This window comes from Phycisphaeraceae bacterium, from assembly GCA_019636655.1.
Classification (GTDB): Bacteria; Planctomycetota; Phycisphaerae; order Phycisphaerales; family UBA1924; genus JAHBXB01.
The window spans coordinates 249,761-270,523 of record JAHBXB010000003.1 but is presented as its reverse complement, the minus strand read 5'-3'; the positions used below and the strand labels follow the sequence as shown (position 1 = coordinate 270,523).

Sequence of the window (20,763 nt, the reverse complement as noted above, 5' to 3'; positions counted from 1 at the left end):
CCGGCTTGCGGGATCCGTTCGGCTGCCTACCACGTTTCCCAGACGCCTTCGACGACGATGCTGGCCCAAAGCGCGGACAGCCCGGACACCGTCCCTCGCAGTTGATCAGCACCTGCTGGTGTAACGGTCTGCTGATGATCGTCCGGCCGCAGGGCCACGCTCGCCGAGCACCGGTGTTGGTCGGCTGTGACACGCCATTGGCAATGGCTTGGGCTGCGCTCGAATGATTCAAGTGTCATGCGAGCACCTTCGGCCAGCAGCCGTCGTCGGACGGTTAGTACCCGCCACGTGACAAAGAGCTTGGCCGCATCGCTGTCGGGGTCGTCCAGGAGCGAGGCCGCCGCGGCGGCCGGGCTTGAACGCCATTGAGCCTGGATGTCAGCCAAGAGGGTGCGGCGGGCTTCGAAATCGACGGGACGCCGGTTGTCCGGGTCGACGAAGGACAGGGCGAGGCACTCGGTGCCCTGGTACCAATCAGGAGTACCTGGGAATAGGGACTTGAGCATCACAATGGCGAGGGACATGCGAGCTGCCATGAGCCTGGTCGCGCGCGCAAGTTTGGCCATTTCACCTCTGACACCCGCTAGGGCATCGCTGTAGAGCAGCAGATCAACGGCGTGCGAGCAGGCGGCCTCGTAGTCACTTGATGGACTAATCCAGGTCGTAGCCCGCTTTGCCTCACGAGTCGCCTTGGTGATGTAATCCTTGAGGCGATCACCGAGAGCGGCGTCAAAGGCACCTGCCGGAGGACCGAGGGCAAAGGCTGAGTGGAGGATCAGCGAGAGATCGCCAGCGGCAGGCAAGCGGTCGCTGGTGCGATGAGGTGACAGCTCGGCGAGGAGCGGGATGGCCTGGTCGAGGATCCGCGTCCAGTCGGCAGGGAACCATGTGAGCACCGCCAAGCGGGCACGCACATCCTCTGACCGCTTGGCATCGTGTGTATCTGTCGCGTTCATCGATAGCGTATGAACCCGGCGCTGCAATGCAAGCCACTCAATCTGAGCTCGGGGATCCTGCGGGATCGGCTCCGTTCCAACGTCGTTGAGAGCGAGGATCGCGATATCGCGATAAAGAGCGGTGTCCTCAACCCCCTTCGCGGCGACAGGTCCAGTGAACTGTTGCCACGTTCGCAGCGTTTCGATCGCTTGCAAGCGAGCCTGGCCGGAATGGAAGGGCGCCGAGAGCGTGAGGAGCCCGGCGAGGTTCCGGACCGCGGACAAGTGGTTCGGCGATCGAGCGAGCGACTCGGCCCCGCGAGCGGCGTCGCGAATGCACTCCACGTCGCTGCGACAAGGGCCCGCCGAATCGGCGTACGTGCGATACCGAGAGAGGCAGGCCGATAGATCGGCGATCGCCACTCGCAAAGAAGCCGCGTCACATTCAAGGCCGACGCCTCGGAGGCAGGAATCTGCCGCACGGCAGAGTCGCGAGAGTTCTGGACCAAAGAGAGAGCGTGCAACCTCCCGCTTGCTGGCAACCGCTAGGTGGTGGAAGTCTGGTGCGCCCGCACCGATTGCCACGGTATGACGACGGAGTACGGCTATGCCCGTTGGATCGGTCATCATCGACGCCGCAGCGGCAAGGAACTCGTATCCCGTGGCGCCGTCCAGTGGCCAGGCGGAAGGAAGGGACTCGCCGCGTGCGAGGATCTTCTCGACGAAGACCGGGACGGAGTCGGGGTTCGCGGAGCAGAGCCCGTCCCGAAGTCGCTTAAGGTACTGAAGGGGATCACGCAGGCCGTCAATGTGATCGACCCGTACGGCGTCGACAAGGCGGCGGGCGACAAGCGAGAACAGTGCCGCGTGTGTCCGGTCGAACACGACCGGATCTTCGACGCGGAGGCCGGCGAGATCAGAGATATCAAAGAACCGCCGGTAGTTGAGTCGACGCAGGCCGTCGCGCCAATACGTCAGGACGTAGTGCTGTCGGGAGAGCACATTGCCGAGATTGTCTCCCGAGCGGACCGCCTCGATGTCTCCTTCGCTGAGTGGGAAGTGTCGTTCGAAGTAGCAGAGCGAGCCGTTGGGTTCAAACGTGATCTCGCCTCTTGCGATCACCTCTGCGAGAGGGGCCCCAAGAACCGGCAGGACGACTCGGCCACCTTCGCTTGCCCAGTCCACATCGAAAAAACGGTCGTACTCGGAGTCCGGACCGTGCTTGAGAAGGTTGTACCACCACGGGTTTGCATGGTGGGCTGCCATGTGATTGGGAACAATGTCAAGCACGATTCCGAGCCCGCGATCATGGGCTGTCGAGGAGAGCCGCTCGAAGGCCGACGCGCCGCCCAGCTCGGTACGGATGCGGGTCGGATCGGTCTGGTCGTAGCCGTGGGAACTGCCGGGCGTAGCTTCAAATATCGGCGAAAGATAGAGGTGCGACACTCCAAGGTCCGCGAGGTAACCGACAATCGCCGCTGCTGCGTCGAACCCAAAGCGAGGAGTGAGCTGGATCCGGTAGGTCGCGATCGGGCTCGGCCGCTTCACACGCGGACCTCCAATGCCGCTCCTAACTCGCGGAGCAGGGCAAGGTCCGCGGATCGGTCAAGGGAGCCTGCGATCTCCGCGGCAAGGGGCCGCACGCGGTCCAGGTAGAACTCCTGGAGCGGCCAGAGATCGACGTTGAATGGAAGTGTGTCAACGAATCTCACCAAAGCGAGGAGGAACCGACAACTGTCGATTGTGTCCTGGGGTGTAGACGCAATCTCGCGGCTCATGGCGTTCGAGACACTCTGCCCCACGGTCTGCTCATCCAGCGTAATGCCGCTCCTCGCTGCCTCGTCGACGAGCTCGGCGGCGAGGGCAAGATCGGGGGCCGGCTCTTCGAACAGGCGGCGCAGCCTCTGGCTCAGCACGAAGGAGCCGATCACCTGGATCCTGCGGGGAACGGTCAGTTTCAACGAGCGCAGGAACCTGGCGAGTGGCGCGTGCTGTTCATAGATCTGCGTGTAGGAGCTGTCGATCTGTTCCAGCGCCGGCTTGAGGATCCGACGAACGACGGCGTGCTGCTCGTCCCGGAAGAGGGAGGCGATGGAGTACGATGTCCCGCCGAACTCCCTGTCCATGAGCTTAAGGACTTCCGCAAAGTCAGCCCGATCGAACGCCTCCTCCGCGGCGGTCCGAACAGCCGCAAAGGCAGCATCTCCGGCATAAACCCGAACACCGCACGATACCGTGTGATCCCCCATGTGCAGAGCGCAGTACGAGAGCCTTGCGGCCTCAAAGTCGATGCCGGAGTGGAATGTCGCGTTCCCGACGACGAGGCGGGCACGCCCCGAGGTCCGCCGGTTCCCCTCGTCCCCGTTGATCTCAAAGGCGTAAACACGGTCCTTCGTGCCATCGAACAACCGGTGGACCGCGTAGTGAGCTGCCACGCGGTCGAGGCCCAGCATGGCCGGCCGCACACACTGGTTGTACACCGCGCGACCATCGGGGAACTCCTTGGAGTTGCCCGGTGATGCGGCGAGCCGCTCCAGTAGTCCCTCCTCCAGGTCGAGGCCCAGGGTCCTCTTCGCGAGTTGGATCACTCGTGCTGCGTATTGGATGACCTGAACGGTCTCGATCCCGGAGACGTCATCAAAGAACCAGGCGCAGCTCGTGTACATGAGCATCGCGTGGCGCTGCAGCTCCATAAGTTGAATGGCGGCTCGGCGTTCGTGATCTTGAAGTGGTCGGGCCGCGTGGGCGGTGAGAAACCGGTCAACCGAGTCGGGAGAGCGATCGAGGATGACACCGATGTACGCATCGCGTGCAGCCCACGGATCCTTGTACAACTGCCCGCCTACCTCCTCGAAGCGCTCGAGCACGGCGTCCCGCAGCCAGTCCAGCGAATCACGTAGGGGGGACCGCCACCGCTGGTGCAGTCCCGCCTTGCCGGAGTTGCACCCGCAATCGGACCGCCACCTCTCGACACCGTGGACACAACTCCACGAACTGTTCTCGTGGATCCGTGCCTCCATCGTGGGGGGGTGTCGTTCGAGAAAAAGTCCGTAGTTGATCACCTCGACAGAAGGATCCGCCTCGATCGTGGCCAGCGCCGCGGCGAGCGCCATTTCGCCATGACGGTGGTGGTGGCCGTAGCTCTCCCCGTCGGTGGCAATGTGCATGAGCTGATCGTGGGATCTGGCATCGCTGAATCCGCTCATCAGACGTGTGGCGAAGCGATCCCCGCTGTTCAGCAGGCCCTCAAAGGCGACTCCCTGGGAGACCGGGCCATCGTAGAAGAGCAGTGCGATGGACCGGCCTGAGGGCAGCAGGCAGGTGTAGGCGCGGGTCGGATCGACGCCCTCTCCAACCTCATCCCACGGGGCGTCGCCGATTGGGCGCACTGCCGCGCACTGCCGCGGCGCCAGCACGGTGAACGCAATGCCGGCCTCTGCCATCGCCTCCAGGGTAGGGGTATTCGCCGCGGTCTCGGGCATCCACATGCCCTCGGGCTTGCGACCGAATCGCGATTCAAAGTCCCGGACACCCCAGAGCACCTGGGTCGCCAGGTCGCGTTCGTTGCAGAGTGGAAGGATCGCGTGGTTGTAGCCCTGAGCCATCGCGGAACCGTGACCCCCGAAGCGCTCGACACTGGCGCGGTCGCTGTCGATGATCCGGGCATACACCCCCGGCGCAGCGTCCTTCATCCAAGCCAGCAGCGTGGGGCCGAAGTTGAAACTGATCCGCTCGTAGTTGCTGACCGCGCGTTCGATCGTGCCGTCGCCGTCAAGCAGGCGGGCGCGAGCATTGGTCGCGTAGCACTCCCGCGTGATCCGCTCATTCCAGTCGTGATTGGGGTAGGCGGACTCCTGCATCTCCACCGCCTCCAGCCACGCGTTCTCGCGCGGTGGCTGGTAGAAGTGCCCGTGGATGCAGAGGTACCGTCGGGTCATTCGTGCACCTGTGCCCGCAACACGAGAGCGGTCCGCCCCGGAATCGTAAGCGGAGCGGATGTGTTCCAATCGGGGCACGATCCGGATCTCTCTCCGCCCCATCGGGCCTCGTCCGAACTCAGCAGGACGTGGAACACGGGTGGATCTCCGGGTGTCGGATCAACGCGGGCGGGATCACCGCCGGTATTGGCGATGATGAGCGTGCACGCGGGCGTCGGGTATTTCAACTCAACCACGGCGCCGCGTGAGGTCGCGGCAACGCCATTCGAGCGGCCCGGGATGTCGAGCGTCCGGCGGAGCCGAAGCAACTCAGTGTAGTACCGGAGCATCGCCGCGTGCCGTTGGTCCTCGCGCAGGCCCCAATCGACCTTTGAGCGAAGAAACGTGGCCTCGTCCTGGGGATCAGGCACGCCGCCAGGAGGCTGAAACTCGGCAAACTCCTGGGCGCGACCCTGCTGCACCGCGCGGATCAGAGCGTCGTCGCCGTGGCTGACAAAGTACTGGAACGGCGCCGCCTCGGCGTGCTCCTCACCCATCCACAGCATCGGCGTGAACGGTGACAGCAGCACAAGTGCGGCGGCAACTCTCGCGCCGTCGAGCCCGGCGTTCCGATCAAGACGATCGCCCGCGGGGCGATTGCCCACCTGGTCGTGATTCTGGGAGAACACGATAAGGCTGGAACGAGCCACGTCGTCGGCCATGGCTCCGTGCCGCCGGCCGTGCACGCTGGAGTATTCGCCGACGAACACGAACCTGTCGCGCACGGCCTTGGCGATCTGAGATGGGTCTCCGAAGGATCTGTAATAGCCGCGGCGATCGCCGGTGAGGGACGCTCTGATCGCGTGGTGGTAGTCGTCGTTCCAGCACCCATCAAGACCCATCCCTCCACGCGAGCGTGGCCGCACCAGACGAGGGTCGTTGTCGCTGGACTCGGCGATGATGAGCACCCGCCGATTCAGCCGCCGTGCCTCGGCATGGTTCCTCGCCGCGAGTTCTTCGACAAACGTGCTGGCAGTGTGGTCCATGATCGCATGCACCGCGTCCAGGCGGAGGCCGTCGACGCCGCAATCGAGGGTCCAGTAGAGGCTGTTCTGGATGAAGAACTCGCGGACGTGATCTGAGCCGCGGCTGTCGAAGTTGAGGGCGGCGCCCCACGGGGTCTTGTAGCGATCAGTGAAGTACGGCCCGAACTCTCCCAGGTAGTTCCCCTCAGGGCCGAGGTGGTTGTACACCACGTCGAGAAAGATCGCGAGCCCATGCTCGTGACAGGCGCGAACGAGCCGCCGGAGTCCGGCAACTCCGCCGTACGACCATTGAGCCGCGAACAGGTTTACGTCGTCGTACCCCCAGTTGCGCTCGCCGGGGAACTGGCTGATCGGCATCAACTCGAGCGCGGTCACTCCGAGGCTCTGCAGATCCGGCAGGCGTGTGATGATGGCGTCGAACGTGCCATCGGGCGTAAATGTGCCGACGTGGAGTTCATAGAGAACGTGGTCGGCCAGCGGGGCGTTGACGAACGGCGACGCGGCTGACGCGGGAGCGCGCGATGTCACACGCGAGGGGCCGTGCACGCCCTCGGGCTGTGCGAGCGAAGCCGGGTCCGGTCGGAGCCGCTTGTCCGCGAACATGTACTGGTAGGCCGTGCCTTCGGGCGCTTCCGTAGTGAGCGTGTGATAGCCATCCGAATCGACGACCATCAGCTCGGCTCGATCTGAGCCCGGGAAATGCACCCAGAGGCGATCCTGCAGCGGAGCCCAGACGGTGAACCGCGTCCGACGGTCGTCGAGCGGGCACGCCCCGACTTGCGGAAGCACGGTGGTCATCGGCGGCGCCTCCGCCTGGTGGCGCGTCGCTCCGCGCGAAGAAGCGACAACTGAGCGGCGATTGCACGGCTGCGCACGATCGTGGGCAGGGATCTTGCCGCGAGTCGACGCCAGTTCGGATACTCCGACGAAGTTCCGGGCACGTTTTGTGGAAGTCGCTCCCCCCAGAGGTCCTCGAGATTGATGAGGGAGAGCAGGGCGGGGCCACGGGCTTGAAGCCGCATGAGCGACATCGCTGCGTCGCGTGCCGTGCTCGCGGGCATGCGGCACCGTCGAAGGTCACCGGCGACCATGCGGCGGATGTCGGACCGCGCCGCACGCTCCCGAGCAGCGCCCGCGCCGTCGAGATGGCCCAGGGCATGCCGAAGGGTCACATCATCCGCATTCCAGAACCCGGCAAACGTTGGTGTATCGTGGGTGTTCAGGCTGGCGAGTGCATGCCGACTAGCGGGCGCAATCGTCCTCCCGGGCTTCGCATCGAAAGCAAACTGCTGGACGTACATGCCCAGGAGTCCCCGCCGTTTCATGAGCCGTCGCACCGGAGGCGGAACGGTCCCGAGATCCTCGCCGACGACTATCGCGCCAGCGCGGGCCGCTTCGATCATGACAACGGCAAACAGCTCGTCTTCAGGGTAGCGGATGTACGCGCCATCGGTCCCCGCGTGCCCGATGGGGACGCAGAACATCCTGTACAACCCCATCACGTGGTCAATCCGAATCACCCCGGCAATCGACAGCATCCGCCGGAGGATGCGGCGCAGGTGCGAGTAGCCGTCGGCCCGTCCCGCTAGCGGGTGCATCGGAGGGAATCCCCAGACTTGGCCGTCGGCGTTCAGGGCGTCCGGCGGCGCTCCGGCCGAAAAGCCGTGGAGAAAGAGATCCGGGCGGGTGAGGGTGTCGAATCCCCCGGCGTGAACGCCGATCGGAAGGTCAAGATACAGTGGGCTGCGCGAGGAGGTCCCTTGCTTCAACGCGGCGATCTGTTCCGCGGCGAGATACTGCGCGTAGACATAGAGGTCAACGTCGCGCGGATTGATCTTGGCGTCGGGAAGGCGTCCAGACCGCCAGGAGGCCGGCCAAGCCCTCCAGTCCTTGCGAGTAGAGTCGACGAGTGCACGAAACTGTGCATACCTGACCGCCTCGGCGCTCGAGTTCGAAACGACTTCCGTCCACCGTTGTGGCAACTGCCTCGCGATGGATGCCATGGCTGACAGAGTTCTGCGAGCATCGCTCCACGACCGCCGATAGTCCACGGCGAGCCCCTGCCGCCGAGGCGTTCCTCGGCTCGCGTCGCGGCGGGTGGGGCGGCCGCGTTTGGCCAGCGGCGTCCATTCCGGCGCCCGGCTTGGGTCAACGAAGAGCTCGTTCCACATGAGCCGGGAGACTGGGGCATACGGGCTCGGATCGAACGGCTCACCCATGAACGACGGGAACAGCGGAAGCGTTCCCACAAGGGCGCCAGCGGACGCCTCAGCCCAGTCACAGAGCGTTTTGAGATCCGAGTACGTCCCGATCCCAAACGGCCCGCCCGGCGATACCGCGTGCAGGGGCAGGAACACGGCGAGGCGTCGCCCGGAGCGAGCGACAGATCTCGCCAGGGATCGTGGTCGGGCCAGGACATGGACCCTGGCGTCCTGCCGTGCGCCGTCAAGGAGGAGCCGGTGGACACCAAGCGGTATCGGACGGGGGAGCCGCGCGATCAGACGCCTTGACCCAGTCTGTGTTGCCAGTTGAACCGGGACCCGCCCACCGTCCTCAAGGACGAGGACGCCGGTGCGCGACGCAGCTCTCGCCGTGCGAGGCACCTCAAACGAGCGAGCGCCAGCAAGGGTTACAGCCGCTTCATCGGTCGTGGAGTTCGAGACCTGTACCAGCGCCTCGCAGATCCGGCGGACAACACCTGTTGGGGGAGTGCGCGATACTCCGAGCCCATCGACATATCTGGTAAGCACCCCCGCGCCGGCCGCTAGACGCTCCAGCGTCGAGGAATCCGCGGGCGAGCGCGGGCCCCTACGCATGTCTTGAGGTCCCGTCTTCGAGTCGCTGGTCAGTCCGCGAGTGCGACTGAACACCCTGGCCCGGCATGACTGCAGAGCGTGGACCCATGGGTCACGTTATTGGGAGGCGCGGCGCCAGACCACCCGATACCTAAAGAAAACGCAAGCCGAGTTCGGATCATGGTGACTGCAGAGCTCGCAGGGCGGCGAGAATGTCGGCAGGCTCCGCTCGCTTCCGGTAATCGGCGTCGATGAACGCGTAGGCGATCCGAGAATCCTTGCCGATGACGTACGTGACTGGGAGAGGCAACTCCCAGGAGTCGTCGCCGTTGAACCGCGGCATGTCCAGCCGTCCCTTGAATGCGTTGACGACGCTCTCCGGAAGGCGATAGGCGACGCCGTATTGGTGGGCGACCGAGTTTCCCGGGTCGCTCAGAACAGCGAACTCGAGCAAGTTCTTCTCCTGGGTCGAGAGCGACGAGTCGGGCATCTGCGGCGACACGGCGACAAGGTGAGCCCCTCCTGCCGCTTTGAAGTCCGCGAGAGACTCCTGATAGGTCCGAAGCTGCAGGTTGCAGTACGGGCACCACCCGCCTCGGTACCAGGTCAGCACAACTGGGCCAGACTTGAGCAACTCGGCAAGCCGCACGGGCGGGCCAGCCGCACTCATCAGCGTGAAGTCAGGCGCGCTGGCCCCGACCTTCAGGGCGCTCTCCAACACCCCCGATGCGGCGATCTCGCGGATTCCCTCTTCGTAGACCGCAATCCGCTCGGCCGGCGCCGCCTTGTTCGCCCGGTCCCGCAACTCGTCGAGTTGGCGCTGGAGCGAGGCTGGGGTGCCCATCCGCGGCGACTCACCGGTAAGCCGCTTCCAGTTCGCGTCGGCCTTGGCGGTGAGTCCCTCCTGGTCCTTCAGGAACGATGCGCGAGTATTGGTGAAGAAGTCCTTGTAGAACAGGAATAGCCGGTCGCCGGCCACGACGTACGACGTCGGGTCGACCTCGACCTTGGCACCGTCCTTGCCCATCGCATACGTGCACCACCCGCCGTGGGCCGGCTGGTACTTGGAGGGATTGGACCTGAACAGATCAAGATGTGCCTTTGACGAAAACCGGTACGTGACGCCGTTGTGCGCCATTTCGAAGCGGGCATCCCCCTTCGTTGCGGTCCCTCCACCCTCAGGGAAGTATGCCACAGGGTCGTACCCATCGACGGCAACGCTGCCGACGGTCAGGTTGTAGGTGCTGGTCGCATCGGTGGCCAGGGGAGATTGCGGAACCTGCTGGGCCTCCGCCATCGGTGTTCCCCGTGGAACAGCTGTTGCCAGAGCGCCAATCACCAGCCCAGCAAGAACAGCGGTCGTCCGTCGTGTCATCTTCAACTCCCTTGACAAGGCTACACCGGATCTCAGATGCCGGCCTGAGGCGGAGGATTCGGCCGTGTGATCGGCATGGCATCCCAGAGGAGCTCGCGGAGTCTTCTCGTTTCTGGGGCGGCTTGTTACCATAGTGGCATGTCCGAAGAGACCACTGTCAGCGTGAACTTCAGCCGACCAATACCCCTGTTGCCGCAGGGCACCGCCCGGTTGCTTCCGCACGGTGTGCTCCCCGTCGAAGTCACCGAGGACCGATACCGCCAGTTGGTCAGCGATGCCCTCGACGGCCAAGGCCAGATCGGCATGGCGGTTGTTGATGGTGACTGGCCGCGGTCCGACCCGCCCGATACGGCTCCTTTCAGGCCGGCCGTGTGCGTCGGCCAGATCATCGATCATCACCGGTTCCCCGATGGTCGGTACGCGGTGGCGATGCAGGGGATCTGTCGCGCGGTCATCAAGGAGGAGATCCCGTCAGAGGACGGGCGGCCCTATCGGCAAGCGATGCTCGAACCGGTTGGTCTTGAGACTGCGGACGAGGAAGTCCTGACCGCCGTGCGGCACCAGCTTGGCGACATGCTCTCCACAGCGCCCATGACGGATCTCCGTGATGCCGCGGCGTTTGCCCACCACCTCCGCGACGAGCAGGTGCCCACGACGGCCCTGCTGGACCTGCTTTCCTTCGTGTTGCTGACCGAGCCCGGGCTTCGCTACCGGCTCCTCGAGCAAGCCGATGCTCGCCGACGGGCAGCACTGGTCCTGACGGAGTTGGAATCGGTTCGCCTGCTGCTCACCCGGGCAGGCCCCCAGAGGCTGGCCGAGCTACCCAAGGGGTGCTGTTGGAACTAGAGCGCTGCTTCAGCGACCTCCACCCAGGCGTGCAGGATCAGCATGTGCAGTTCCTGGATCCGGTCGCTCGTCTCCCCGGGCACGTCCAGGGGATGATCACAGACCGCCGCCGCCTCTCCGCCACCGCGACCAAGCAGGCCAATGACGATCATCTCCTTCGCACGCCCAACGCGAGCCGCACGGACGATGTTCTCCGAGTTCCCGCTGGTGCTGAGCACGATCAGCACGTCGCCCTGCTGGCCCAGGGCCTCCACCCACCGCGAAAAGACCTCCTCGAACCCATAATCGTTGGCCGTGCAGGTAATGTGCCCCGCATCGGTGCAGGCGATCGCCGGCAGCGGGGGCCTCTCCTTCCTGAATCGCCCCGTCATCTCCTCCGCAAAGTGCGCTGCGTCGCACGCCGATCCTCCGTTCCCGCAGATCATGACCTTGGCGCCCTTGCCCAACCGCTCCGCGATCAGAGTCCCGGCGCCGGCTATCCGCCCGACCAGGTCTGCATCCGCCACCAACGCATCGAGCGCCCCGCGTGCCGCTGCCAACGACTTGGAAACAGTCTCGTCCATGCCCGCAGTCTACTGGTCTCGTCCGCCGACTTCCCGGCAGCACGAGGGCCTCAGCCCCGTTCCCCGCGCGCCTCCTTGAGCGCCGCCATCAGCCTCTCTTCGTCCCACACCGCCACACCCAACTCCGTCGCCCGCTCCAGCTTGCTCCCGGCCTTCTCGCCGGCGATCAGCACGTCCGTTTTGCTCGACACCGATCCCGATACCTTGGCCCCGAGCGATTCAAGGATCTCCTTCAGGGCCTCCCTTTCAAACCCCTCCAGCGTCCCTGTAATGACAACCGTCTTTCCCGAAAACGGTGTGGATACGCCCGTTCCGCCCGCGGGCGCTCTGGCGTACTCGCGCGATGCGAGATCAACCCCGGCCAGCCGCAGCTCCTCGAAGGTGTGCCGGGCAGCCTTGCTGTGCAGGTACGCATGGACAACCGGGGCTGTCTCCGCCCCAAGTCCGGTCTCAGGCTGATCCTTCGGATCGCCCAGCCCATACTTCTCGCGGTCGGCCTTGCGCTGAGCCGCGTGCTTGGGTCTGAGCTGCCACTCCTCGGCTGCGAGCAGGGCATCGAGATCGGCAAACTGGCGTGCTAGAGCCTTCGACGTCGAATCACCAACATGACGGATCCCCATTCCCGCAAGCACCTTGGCGAGTCCGCGTGATTTGGCCTCCTCGATCGAGGCGAGCAGGTTGTCGACCTTTCGTTCGCCCATGCGGTCAAGCTCCACGAGCGCGGCCCGGTGCTCCTTGAGCCGAAAGATGTCGGCAAACGTCTCCAGCGGAATCCGCCCCGCGGCATCCTCCGCTTCAGCGGTCGCGCGGATCAGGTCGACGGTCTTTTCGCCCAACCCCTCGATATCCATCTGCTTCCGCCCCGCGAACCAGATCAGCTTCTCACGAACCTGCGCCGGACACTCGGGATTCACGCACCGGCGCGTCGTCTCCTTGGCCGGGTCGTCCACCGCCTCCGGTGGTTCGACTTCTACCGGGCCATCGCACTCGGGACAGGCCTCCGGCGCTGCAATCTTCTTCGCGTTCTTCGGCCTCTTTGCGATCACCACCCCGGCGACATACGGGATGATCTCCCCAGCCTTCTCGATGTACACCGTGTCGCCGATCCGGATGTCCGTCCGTGACGCTGCGGGGTCGTTTGGATCGGTCGAGGCGTCGCGTACCCGGCCGTAGTTGTGCAAAGTCGCGTGTTGCACCACCGTTCCGGCGAGCAACACCGGCTCCATTACCGCCCGCGGCGTGATCTTCCCCGACTTGCCAACCTGCGGGTCAACCCGCAGAAGCGTCGTCGTTGTCCGCTCCGCCGGGTACTTGTACGCGATAAACGCCCGCGGCGACTTCCCGGTCACACCAAGCTTCTGCTGTTGCGCGAACGAGTCCAATCGCACGACCACCCCGTCCGTGGCATACGGCCGCTTGGTCCGCGCCACATCAAACGCCCTGATCGCCTCGGCGATCTCCGCGATATCCCCTGTCACGGCGAGCGGTGGGTTGACCGCCACCCCAAGCTCCTTCAGACGGTCAAGCATCTCGCTGTGTGTCGCGGCGAAGTTCGCTTCGCTGATCTGGCCCCGGCCGTGCGCGACAAAGCCGAGCCGCCGCGACGCCGTCACTCGCGGGTCGAGTTGTTTCAGCGTTCCCGCCGCCGCGTTCCTCGGATTCAGGAACGGGTCCTCTCCTTCGTTCTCCCGTTCGGCGTTGACCCGCTGGAACTCCTTGAGCGGAAAGTACACCTCGCCCCGAAGCTCCAGCACGTCGGGGATCTTCTTTCCCTTCAATACCAGCGGCACGGCGCGGATGGTGCGCACGTTCGCGATCACATCATCCCCCTTCACTCCGTCACCCCGCGTCACCGCCCTCACGAGCCGGCCTCGCTCATACCTCAGGGACATCGCGATCCCATCGATCTTCGCATCGGCAACGAATACCGGCGACTCATCGCTGAACAGGCCGCCGCCGCGCAGGTCCCGCACGATGCGGTCGTGCCAATCCAGCAAACCGCGGTTCTCCGCATGACCGAGCTCGTAGGTATTATCGATCGACAGCATCGGCACCGTGTGCGCCACCGCCTTGAATCCGTCGATCGGCTCGCCGCCCACGCGGTGCGTGGGCGAGTCCGGATCATCCAGTGTCGGGTGCTGCCGCTCCAGTCCCGCAAGCTCCGCCAGAAGCCGGTCGAACTCGGCGTCCGACATCAGCGGAGACGCATCGACGAAATACGCCCGGTTGGCCCGGTCGAGAAGATCCCGCAGTTCCTGCACGCGTTGCTTGGCGCTGGGTGTGCTCACGGCGGCATCGTATCGAGCATCGTGAATCGCCCGCCAGCCCCGTTCTGCCGCCGCCGTTATCATGTCCGTATGACCGCACGCATCATCGACGGCAAGGCCCTGGCCGAGTCCTACCGCAGGCAGATCGCCGCGCGTGTCGACCAGGTCCGGGCCCGCGGCGGTCGTGTCCGCCTCGACGCCGTCCTCGTCGGTTCAGTCGACAGCGCGTCGCACGTCTACGCCAGCAACCAGGGACGCACCTGCGCTGAACTGGGTATCGAATACAAGCTCCACGCCCTGCCCGACGGCGCCGGCTTCGACGACATCGCCGGCCGCGTCCTGCTGCTCAACACCCAGGACGAGGCGACCGCGATCATGGTCCACGTCCCCCTCCCCGATGGCATCGATCCCTACTCGATCCAGCGGCTGATCGCCCCTGAGAAGGACGTCGAAGGCGTCAACCCGGCCAATATCGGCAACATCGTCTACGGCCGCTCCTCGCTCGCTCCCTGCACCGCCCTTGCCACCGTTCGAATGATCGATGCGGCCACCGCTCAGCCGGAGGCCGGAGCCTCGTCCGGAGCCATTGGGGCAACGAGTGCAGGAGAGGGGGTGGGGGGGGCGCTCCGTGGTAAGGTCGCCGTGTGCATCGGCGCCGGTGATGTCGTCGGCAAGCCCATCGCCGTCATGCTCATGCGCCGGGAGGCCACGGTCGTCTCCTGCAACAAGTGGTCCCCCCGGATCAAGGAGCTTGCCAACGCGGCAGACATCCTTGTGGCCGCCGCGGGCGTCCCCGGTCTGATCACCGCCGGTATGGTCAAGCCCAGGGCCATCGTCGTCGACGTCGGCGTCAGCCGCGTCCCAGGCCCTGACGGCAAGATGCGCACCGTCGGTGACGTCGCCTTTGAGGAAGTAAAGCAGGTCGCCGGGTGGGTCAGCCCCGTGCCGGGTGGGGTCGGGCCGATGACCGTCGCGATGCTCCTGCTCAACGTCGTCGAGGCAGCGGAACGCGTCTGGGGCGTCCGCTGATGCCCCTCCGCACCGTGTTGATCCTGGGCGACTCGCACCGGCTTGCGTACCAGCCCTGCCTCACCGAGATCCTGCTGGAGGACCGCCTGACCCTCGTGGGGCCCGCGCAGTCCTGCGGTAGCGCGGCAGCCATGGCCGACACCATCCCCGAATGGCTGGTCCAGTTCGACCCCGATCTGGGCGTCTTCGCCTGCCCGCCGATCGCGGCCGAGGACCTGGCTCGGTCCAAAGACGACGATGACGGCCCCCCATGGCCGTCCTTCTCCTTGTACGAATCGACCGTCCTTCGCATCGCCGAACTGGTCCGTCGCCACTGCGGCCGCCAGACGCTGTTCGTTCCCACGCCCCCGGTCGACGATCGCCGTTTTGGCAGCGCCGCCTCCCAGGCCAACCGGACCATCGTTCAGTTCAATCACGTCGCCACCACCCTCCTCGCCCAGCTCAACGTCGCCTCGGCCTCGCTCCACCACGACCTCGCCAGGGCCGAAGCCGACTGCTTTGCCGAGGATGGCGTCACCCTGAGCCCGGCGGGCAACGAGCTGGCCGCCGCGAGCGTTGCCACGGGGATCCACGGGCTGATGCGGGCGTAGCCGCGGCTCCACGGCATGCCCGTGTCGAGACCCCGGGCCTCCTAGTATTGAGTGTTCCCGGCGTCCTTCCCGCCGCACGATGCGCTCGATGGCCGCCGACCGCCTGCGAGATGACCCATGACGCTGAACGTGCTCGCCCTTGGGATGCCGCAAGGGATGGAATGGCTGGTGATCTTCGGGATCGCGCTGCTGCTCTTCGGCCGGAGGCTCCCGGAGGTGGGGAGGAGCATCGGCCAGTCCCTGGTCGAGTTCAAGCGGGGCCTCAAGGGCGTGCAGGACGACATCGAGGACCAGGCGAGCCGCCCCGCAGCGCGCACGCACCCGTCGCTCCCGAACCAGTCCGGCAACTCCCCATCCGAGTCGGGCGTAGAAGCCCCGGAGAAGGCCCGTGTCAGCCGTTCCGACAACGTCGACTGACTCGCCTCCCAATGCCCGCCGCGACCGATCCGGACCGGTCAAGGCCGGCTAGTATTGCCGCAAATGCCGAGGTAGCTCAGCTGGTTTAGAGCGCTGGATTCATAACCCGGAGGTCGGCGGTTCGAGTCCGCCCCTCGGCACTTTTACCTGACGCGGCACTGAGTGGCACGGAGTGGCCTAAAGGGTCATCCCGGTGTGAGTTACGCGCGTCGGGCCCACTCCTATCCGAAGCATCCTCGCGGCACGGAGCGGCACCGAATGGCACGGAACGGTGCCGAGTTTGCGTAGGTTTTTGCGTAGGTCCAGAAACCGGGGTGCGCCCGAGAGTTCCGGTGGCGAGGGCGCGCGGGGCGCGAGAACGGCTCCCGCCCACATCGGGCAAACCGTTGACGATCGCCCCAAGGTCCGCCAGGGCCACCCTCGCGTAGACCTTCATGGTCAACCTGGGGTCGGTATGCCGAGCGAGATCCATCGCCTGCTTCAAGTTTGCGCCGGTCTGCACAACGGCCGAGATGAAGTGCACGCGCAGGCAGTGGAAGTCGGCCACGCGCCCCTCGGCGTCGGTCGCCAGCAGGAAGTCGTTCTTCTCACGCTCGGCCCTCTCGGCGGCCGTAGCGGCCTCAGCCAGCCACGCGGCGCGGGCGGTGCCCAGGTCGGCCCGGAGCAGCAGTGCGGCCTTCCCACTCGGCAGGGGGCACACCGGCCGCCCCTCGGGCTTGCCCTTCAACCACGGCCGGAGTTGGTCGGCGAACGCACCTGGGATCGGCTGGATGGCTTCCCGGCGGTTCTTCGTGTACGAGGCCCGGCAGCGGATCGCCGGCGTGTCGCTGTCCAGGTCGAAACTTTCGGGTGTGAGGCTGGCGACTTCGGACGCGCGGAACCCGGTCTGAGCGGCGATCCGGTAAGCCCAGCCCCGTTCGGGGTAGTGCATGCGCACCGGCACGAGCCGGAGTTGCTTCTTCGCGTCCCGTTCCGGCCGCTGGACTGTCACCCAATCGGACGATTCCGCGGCGGCGATCAGCTGGGCGAGTTCGTCGGCGGTGAAGTTGCGACGCACCCGGCGGCGGTCGGCCTCGGCGTTGAACCCGCGCAGGCCTGCAAGGACGTCGGCCGACGTGCGCTGGTTGGCGAACAGCCACCGGGAGAAGCCCTTGACCGCCACGACGTAGTGGCTCGCGGTCTTGGCGCTCAGCCCCTTGGCGTCCTTTAGCCGGGCGACGGCACCCTGCACCGCGGCGAGGGTCAGCCCGTCTAGCCGCTCGGCCGCGCTCTCGGCGATGATCGCCTTCACCCGTGACTCCAGGGCGTTGATCGTGTCGTCGCTGGTGCCCTTGTCGCGCAGGTAGTCCAGAAACTCGTCCAGGTGATCGGCGATCGGCCGTGCGGCCTGTTCGGCCCGTGCCATCGCGTGCACGTCGATCAACCCTTCGGCCCGCTGGCGGGATTCATCCTCCCACTTGCGGGCGATCCGCTCGGCGGTTTTCTGCTCGGCGGTGCCCGTGGACCGCTCGCCACACGCTACGACAAGAAGCCCGACAACTTCCTCGGCTTCGCCTGGCTCGCTGCACTCCTCGCCGGACCCCTGAATGCCCATACTACCTAGAAGTTGACCTGCGCTCCGATGGTCCCGATGAGTTGGGTGTCATCGCCACCGTTGAAGCTGGAGGTCGTGTCCCCGAGGAACAGAGCGGAAATCCCGGCGTTGAGCGTCCACTTGCCCCATCGATCAGCAACGGGGAGTGGTATCGACGCCTTGGCCCCCACTTGCACGAACCCGAAGGTGTCGTCATCGCCTGCTGCGTTCTCGTAGTAGTTGTGGAGGCTCAGCCCGATCGAGGTTGGGAACGTGATGGCGACCGGCGTCCGCCCGGCATCGAACGAAAGCCCCGGGGCGATGCCGAGTTCCAGGTACGTTCCAGGTTCAGTGCCATCGCCGTCTGAGCCGCCGGCATTGGTCTCGATTCCAAGCAGCGCATAGGGATGGATCGCGAGCTTGCCGAACAGAGCGCTATCGTCAAAGGCAAGCATGAAGTCCAGTTCCTGGACCGTCTGGTAGGCATCGCTCGGGCTGGTCAGGAACGTGTAGGTCGTAGTCAGGCTGAGCTTGTCCTGGGTGATCACGACGCCCGCGAGCAGATCGGCCTCGTACCAGTATTGAACCAGATCACTCGTTTGCGAGCCCCCGTTGGGCCCGAAGCTGTTCCACGTGCCGACCAGCGCATCCACCTTGAGGTCGCCCTCCTCCAGAAGATTGAAGTTCAACCTGGCAGCGGGCTGGACGATCAATCCATGATCCTGCTGGCGTATGCCGTGGAAGAAGTACGCGTTTGTGACGTCGAGGTTGAGCTGCAGGCTCAAAGGGCTCTTGTCGTCCTGACTCGGGTCACCTGCGGGCTCCGCTTTAGGCGACTCGGTCGACGTCGTCACCGTCGAGTTCGTGGCAGCCTGTGGGGGTTGGCTCGCGGGACCCTGGGCGTGCGCGACGCTGGCGCCGATGCTTGGGGCAATCGCAAATGCTGCGACGAGGCGGCGCTCCATGCTCGGCCCGTCCCGCAATATCGCCTCGCCCCGGCTCTCGGAGCTCAGTCGCTTCGATCTTTGTCGCTGGTTCTCCTGCCATTCTCGCAGGAACACTCGGAGCAGATTCAGTTCTGCGAGAACTCCGGCAGCGACGAGTGCAACGGACACGATGGCGATCGATGTGCTGTTCATGGCCGGGCTCCAGCGCGAGGGGTGCATGTCCTCAGCGATGGATGGAGTGTGGCCGGACGAGCATCCACTGTCGCTCAGCGCGGCATCAAGACAGCATGCCCCAGCGCAAGCGAGGCATAAGCGAGGTCACCAACGGTGGCTGCCCTTATGCGCCCTTTATGCGCACCGGGCCAGTTTTGATGCCGCGCTGATCGACGCCGCCGCACCTTGCCTCGATACTCCCCCGATCATGATCCGCGGGAGTCAGCCATGAACGACCTCGTGTACATCCTCCTCTTCCTAGCACTGGTCGCGGCAACCGTGTCACTCGTTGGCCTCTGCGACCGGCTGATGCCGCGGGAACATGGAGAGAAGCCATGACCTGGATCTACGTGCTCGGGGCGATTGTCGCCTTCGCATTGCTCGTCTATCTGGTCTGCGCCCTGCTCAAGCCGGAGTGGTTTCAATGACTGGCAGCGCAGTGTTTCAACTCGTCCTGTACTTGGTCGTCCTGATTGCCTTGGTCAAGCCCCTGGGCTGGTACATGGCGTGCATCTATCAGGGCAAGCCGTGCGGGCTGGACCGGGTGCTCAGTCCAGTCGAGCGACTCTTCTACCGGACGGCCGGCATCCGACCCGACGCGGAGATGGGATGGAAAACGTACACGCTTGCCCTGCTGGCCATCAACGCGCTGGGGTTCCTTGCCGTCTATGGACTACAAAGGCTCCAGGGCGGTCTCCCGCTCAACCCCCAGAAAGTCGGCGCCGTAACGCCCGATTCGTCGTTCAACACCGCCATCTCGTTCGCTACCAACACCAACTGGCAGGGATACAGCGGCGAGACCACGATGTCGTACCTCACCCAGATGCTCGGGCTTGGGGTCCAGAACTTCCTCTCGGCCGCGACGGGGATGGCGGCGCTCGTGGCGCTGATCCGAGGGCTGGCTCGTCGCGGCGGGGGCGCGGCCACGATCGGCAACTTCTGGGTGGACCTGACGCGGAGCGTCCTCTACATCCTGCTCCCGCTGTCACTGATCCTGGCGACCGCGCTCGTCAGCCAAGGGGTCGTGCAGACATTCAAGCCGTGTCAGTCGGTGTCGCTCACACAGCCGCTGAGCTACGACGACCCGGTGAAGGACGATGTCGGCAGCCCGGTCAACGGCCCCGACGGCAAGCAGACCACCAGGCTCATTGAGGTCAAGGAGCAGTTGCTCCCTCTCGGTCCCGCGGCGTCGCAGATCGCGATCAAACAACTGGGCACCAACGGCGGCGGGTTCTTCAACGTCAACTCGGCGCATCCATTCGAGAACCCGACGCCGCTCTCCAACTTCCTCCAAGTGCTCTCGATCCTGCTCATCGCTGGTGCTCTCTGCTGGACCTTCGGAGACATGATCGGTGATCGCCGGCAAGGCTGGGCCGTGCTCGCTGCGATGGGCGCGATCTTTGTCGTGCTTCTAGCGGCGTGTTACTGGTCCGAGCAGGCCGGTAGTCCTCGCTTGGGTACTCTCGGAGTCGATCAGACGGCCTCCGCCCTCCAGCCCGGCGGCAACATGGAGGGCAAGGAAGCCCGATTCGGCATCGCCAACTCGGCGCTTTGGGCCACTGCGACCACCGCGGCCTCGAACGGCTCTGTCAACTCGATGCACGATTCGTACACGCCGCTGGGCGGGTTGGTGCCCATGTGGCTGATGCAGCTCGGGGAGGTCATCTTCGGTGGCGTGGGCTCGGGCCTCTACGGGATGCTGATGTTCGTGATCGTCGCGGTCTTCGTCGCGGGGCTCATGGTCGGCCGAACACCCGAGTACCTGGGCAAGAAGATCGAGCCGTACGAAATGAAGATGGCCGCGATCGCGGTGCTTGTGCCCAATGCCTTGGTGCTCCTCGGTGCGAGTATTGGAGTCCTCTGGCCCTCGAACGCTGCGAACGCTTCAAATCCCGCGGCGCACGGCTTCAGCGAGATCCTCTACGCATTCTCCTCGGCCTCGAACAACAACGGCTCGGCGTTCGCGGGCTACGGAGCCAACAACCCGTTCAACAACACCGCCCTCGGCCTGTGCATGTTCTTCAGCCGCTACTGGATCATCGTCGTGGTCCTGGCGACCGCCGGATCTCTCGCGGCCAAGAAGCCTGTGCCCGTAACCGCGGGCACGTTGCCGACGCATACCCCGGTGTTCGTCGGATGGCTCATCGCGGTCATCATCATCGTCGGAGCATTGACGTTTGTCCCCGCGCTGGCGCTCGGCCCGATCGTCGAGCAGCTCCAGTTGGCCACCGCCTCGGGAGGTTGACCAGT

The 20,763-nt window shown here is 65.2% G+C and carries 14 protein-coding genes, 1 tRNA gene and 2 pseudogenes; 7 read left to right on the top strand and 10 right to left on the bottom strand.

Annotation, left to right across the window (positions count from 1 at the left end):
- Nucleotides 1-26: 26 nt before the first annotated feature.
- The 5 genes from treY to KF745_10895 form a co-directional block, all read right to left on the bottom strand.
- Complete coding sequence (gene treY, locus KF745_10915; GenBank protein MBX3358923.1) at nt 27-2,483, bottom strand: malto-oligosyltrehalose synthase; 2,457 nt, start codon at nt 2,481-2,483, stop codon at nt 27-29.
- Nucleotides 2,480-4,873, bottom strand: a complete 2,394-nt coding sequence (locus tag KF745_10910) for a DUF3536 domain-containing protein (protein ID MBX3358922.1) — start codon at nt 4,871-4,873, stop codon at nt 2,480-2,482. Before KF745_10910 ends, treY begins: the two co-directional genes overlap by 4 nt.
- The gene (gene treZ, locus KF745_10905; GenBank protein MBX3358921.1) at nt 4,870-6,696 is read right to left on the bottom strand and encodes a malto-oligosyltrehalose trehalohydrolase; all 1,827 of its coding nucleotides are present in this window, start codon (nt 6,694-6,696) and stop codon (nt 4,870-4,872) included. Before treZ ends, KF745_10910 begins: the two co-directional genes overlap by 4 nt.
- Nucleotides 6,693-8,714 carry a 4-alpha-glucanotransferase gene (gene malQ / locus KF745_10900; GenBank protein ID MBX3358920.1) on the bottom strand — a complete coding sequence of 674 codons (2,022 nt, stop codon included), beginning with the start codon at nt 8,712-8,714 and terminating at the stop codon, nt 6,693-6,695. The genes treZ and malQ overlap by 4 nt, the downstream gene beginning before the upstream one ends.
- 157 nt (nt 8,715-8,871) lie before the next feature.
- The gene (locus tag KF745_10895) at nt 8,872-10,068 is read right to left on the bottom strand and encodes a redoxin domain-containing protein (protein ID MBX3358919.1); all 1,197 of its coding nucleotides are present in this window, start codon (nt 10,066-10,068) and stop codon (nt 8,872-8,874) included.
- Nucleotides 10,069-10,206: 138 nt separating this feature from the next.
- Between KF745_10895 and KF745_10890 the strand changes: the two genes are divergently transcribed.
- Nucleotides 10,207-10,914 carry an LON peptidase substrate-binding domain-containing protein gene (locus KF745_10890; protein ID MBX3358918.1) on the top strand — a complete coding sequence of 236 codons (708 nt, stop codon included), beginning with the start codon at nt 10,207-10,209 and terminating at the stop codon, nt 10,912-10,914.
- Here KF745_10890 and KF745_10885 read toward each other — a convergent pair.
- Both KF745_10885 and ligA read right to left on the bottom strand, forming a co-directional pair.
- The gene (locus tag KF745_10885) at nt 10,911-11,477 is read right to left on the bottom strand and encodes an SIS domain-containing protein (protein ID MBX3358917.1); all 567 of its coding nucleotides are present in this window, start codon (nt 11,475-11,477) and stop codon (nt 10,911-10,913) included. The genes KF745_10890 and KF745_10885 overlap by 4 nt on opposite strands.
- 50 nt (nt 11,478-11,527) lie before the next feature.
- A complete protein-coding gene (ligA, locus tag KF745_10880) occupies nt 11,528-13,765 on the bottom strand; it encodes an NAD-dependent DNA ligase LigA (protein MBX3358916.1) in 2,238 nt (745 codons plus the stop codon).
- Nucleotides 13,766-13,834: 69 nt separating this feature from the next.
- Between ligA and KF745_10875 the strand changes: the two genes are divergently transcribed.
- The 4 genes from KF745_10875 (at nt 13,835) to KF745_10860 (ending at nt 15,920) form a co-directional block, all read left to right on the top strand.
- Nucleotides 13,835-14,773 carry a bifunctional 5,10-methylenetetrahydrofolate dehydrogenase/5,10-methenyltetrahydrofolate cyclohydrolase gene (locus tag KF745_10875; protein MBX3358915.1) on the top strand — a complete coding sequence of 313 codons (939 nt, stop codon included), beginning with the start codon at nt 13,835-13,837 and terminating at the stop codon, nt 14,771-14,773.
- Nucleotides 14,773-15,363, top strand: a complete 591-nt coding sequence (locus KF745_10870; protein ID MBX3358914.1) for a hypothetical protein — start codon at nt 14,773-14,775, stop codon at nt 15,361-15,363. The genes KF745_10875 and KF745_10870 overlap by 1 nt, the downstream gene beginning before the upstream one ends.
- A gap of 117 nt (nt 15,364-15,480) precedes the next feature.
- Entirely contained in the window at nt 15,481-15,780 is a 300-nt protein-coding gene (locus tag KF745_10865) for a twin-arginine translocase TatA/TatE family subunit (GenBank protein MBX3358913.1), read from the top strand.
- A 65-nt stretch (nt 15,781-15,845) separates the two neighbouring features.
- A tRNA-Met gene (locus KF745_10860) sits at nt 15,846-15,920 on the top strand.
- A 272-nt stretch (nt 15,921-16,192) separates the two neighbouring features.
- Here KF745_10860 and KF745_10855 read toward each other — a convergent pair.
- From KF745_10855 to KF745_10845, 3 genes and pseudogenes are all read right to left on the bottom strand, one after another.
- Nucleotides 16,193-16,711: pseudogene (locus KF745_10855) on the bottom strand (site-specific integrase).
- A gap of 195 nt (nt 16,712-16,906) precedes the next feature.
- Nucleotides 16,907-17,374 (bottom strand): annotated as a pseudogene (locus KF745_10850) (site-specific integrase).
- 5 nt (nt 17,375-17,379) lie between these two features.
- Nucleotides 17,380-18,492 (bottom strand): hypothetical protein, encoded by a 1,113-nt coding sequence (locus KF745_10845; protein ID MBX3358912.1) that lies wholly within the window; start codon nt 18,490-18,492, stop codon nt 17,380-17,382.
- Between the two features lie 356 nt (nt 18,493-18,848).
- Between KF745_10845 and kdpF the strand changes: the two genes are divergently transcribed.
- The gene (kdpF, locus tag KF745_10840; protein ID MBX3358911.1) at nt 18,849-18,941 is read left to right on the top strand and encodes a K(+)-transporting ATPase subunit F; all 93 of its coding nucleotides are present in this window, start codon (nt 18,849-18,851) and stop codon (nt 18,939-18,941) included.
- Nucleotides 18,938-20,758 carry a potassium-transporting ATPase subunit KdpA gene (gene kdpA / locus KF745_10835; protein MBX3358910.1) on the top strand — a complete coding sequence of 607 codons (1,821 nt, stop codon included), beginning with the start codon at nt 18,938-18,940 and terminating at the stop codon, nt 20,756-20,758. The genes kdpF and kdpA overlap by 4 nt, the downstream gene beginning before the upstream one ends.
- Nucleotides 20,759-20,763: the final 5 nt, after the last annotated feature.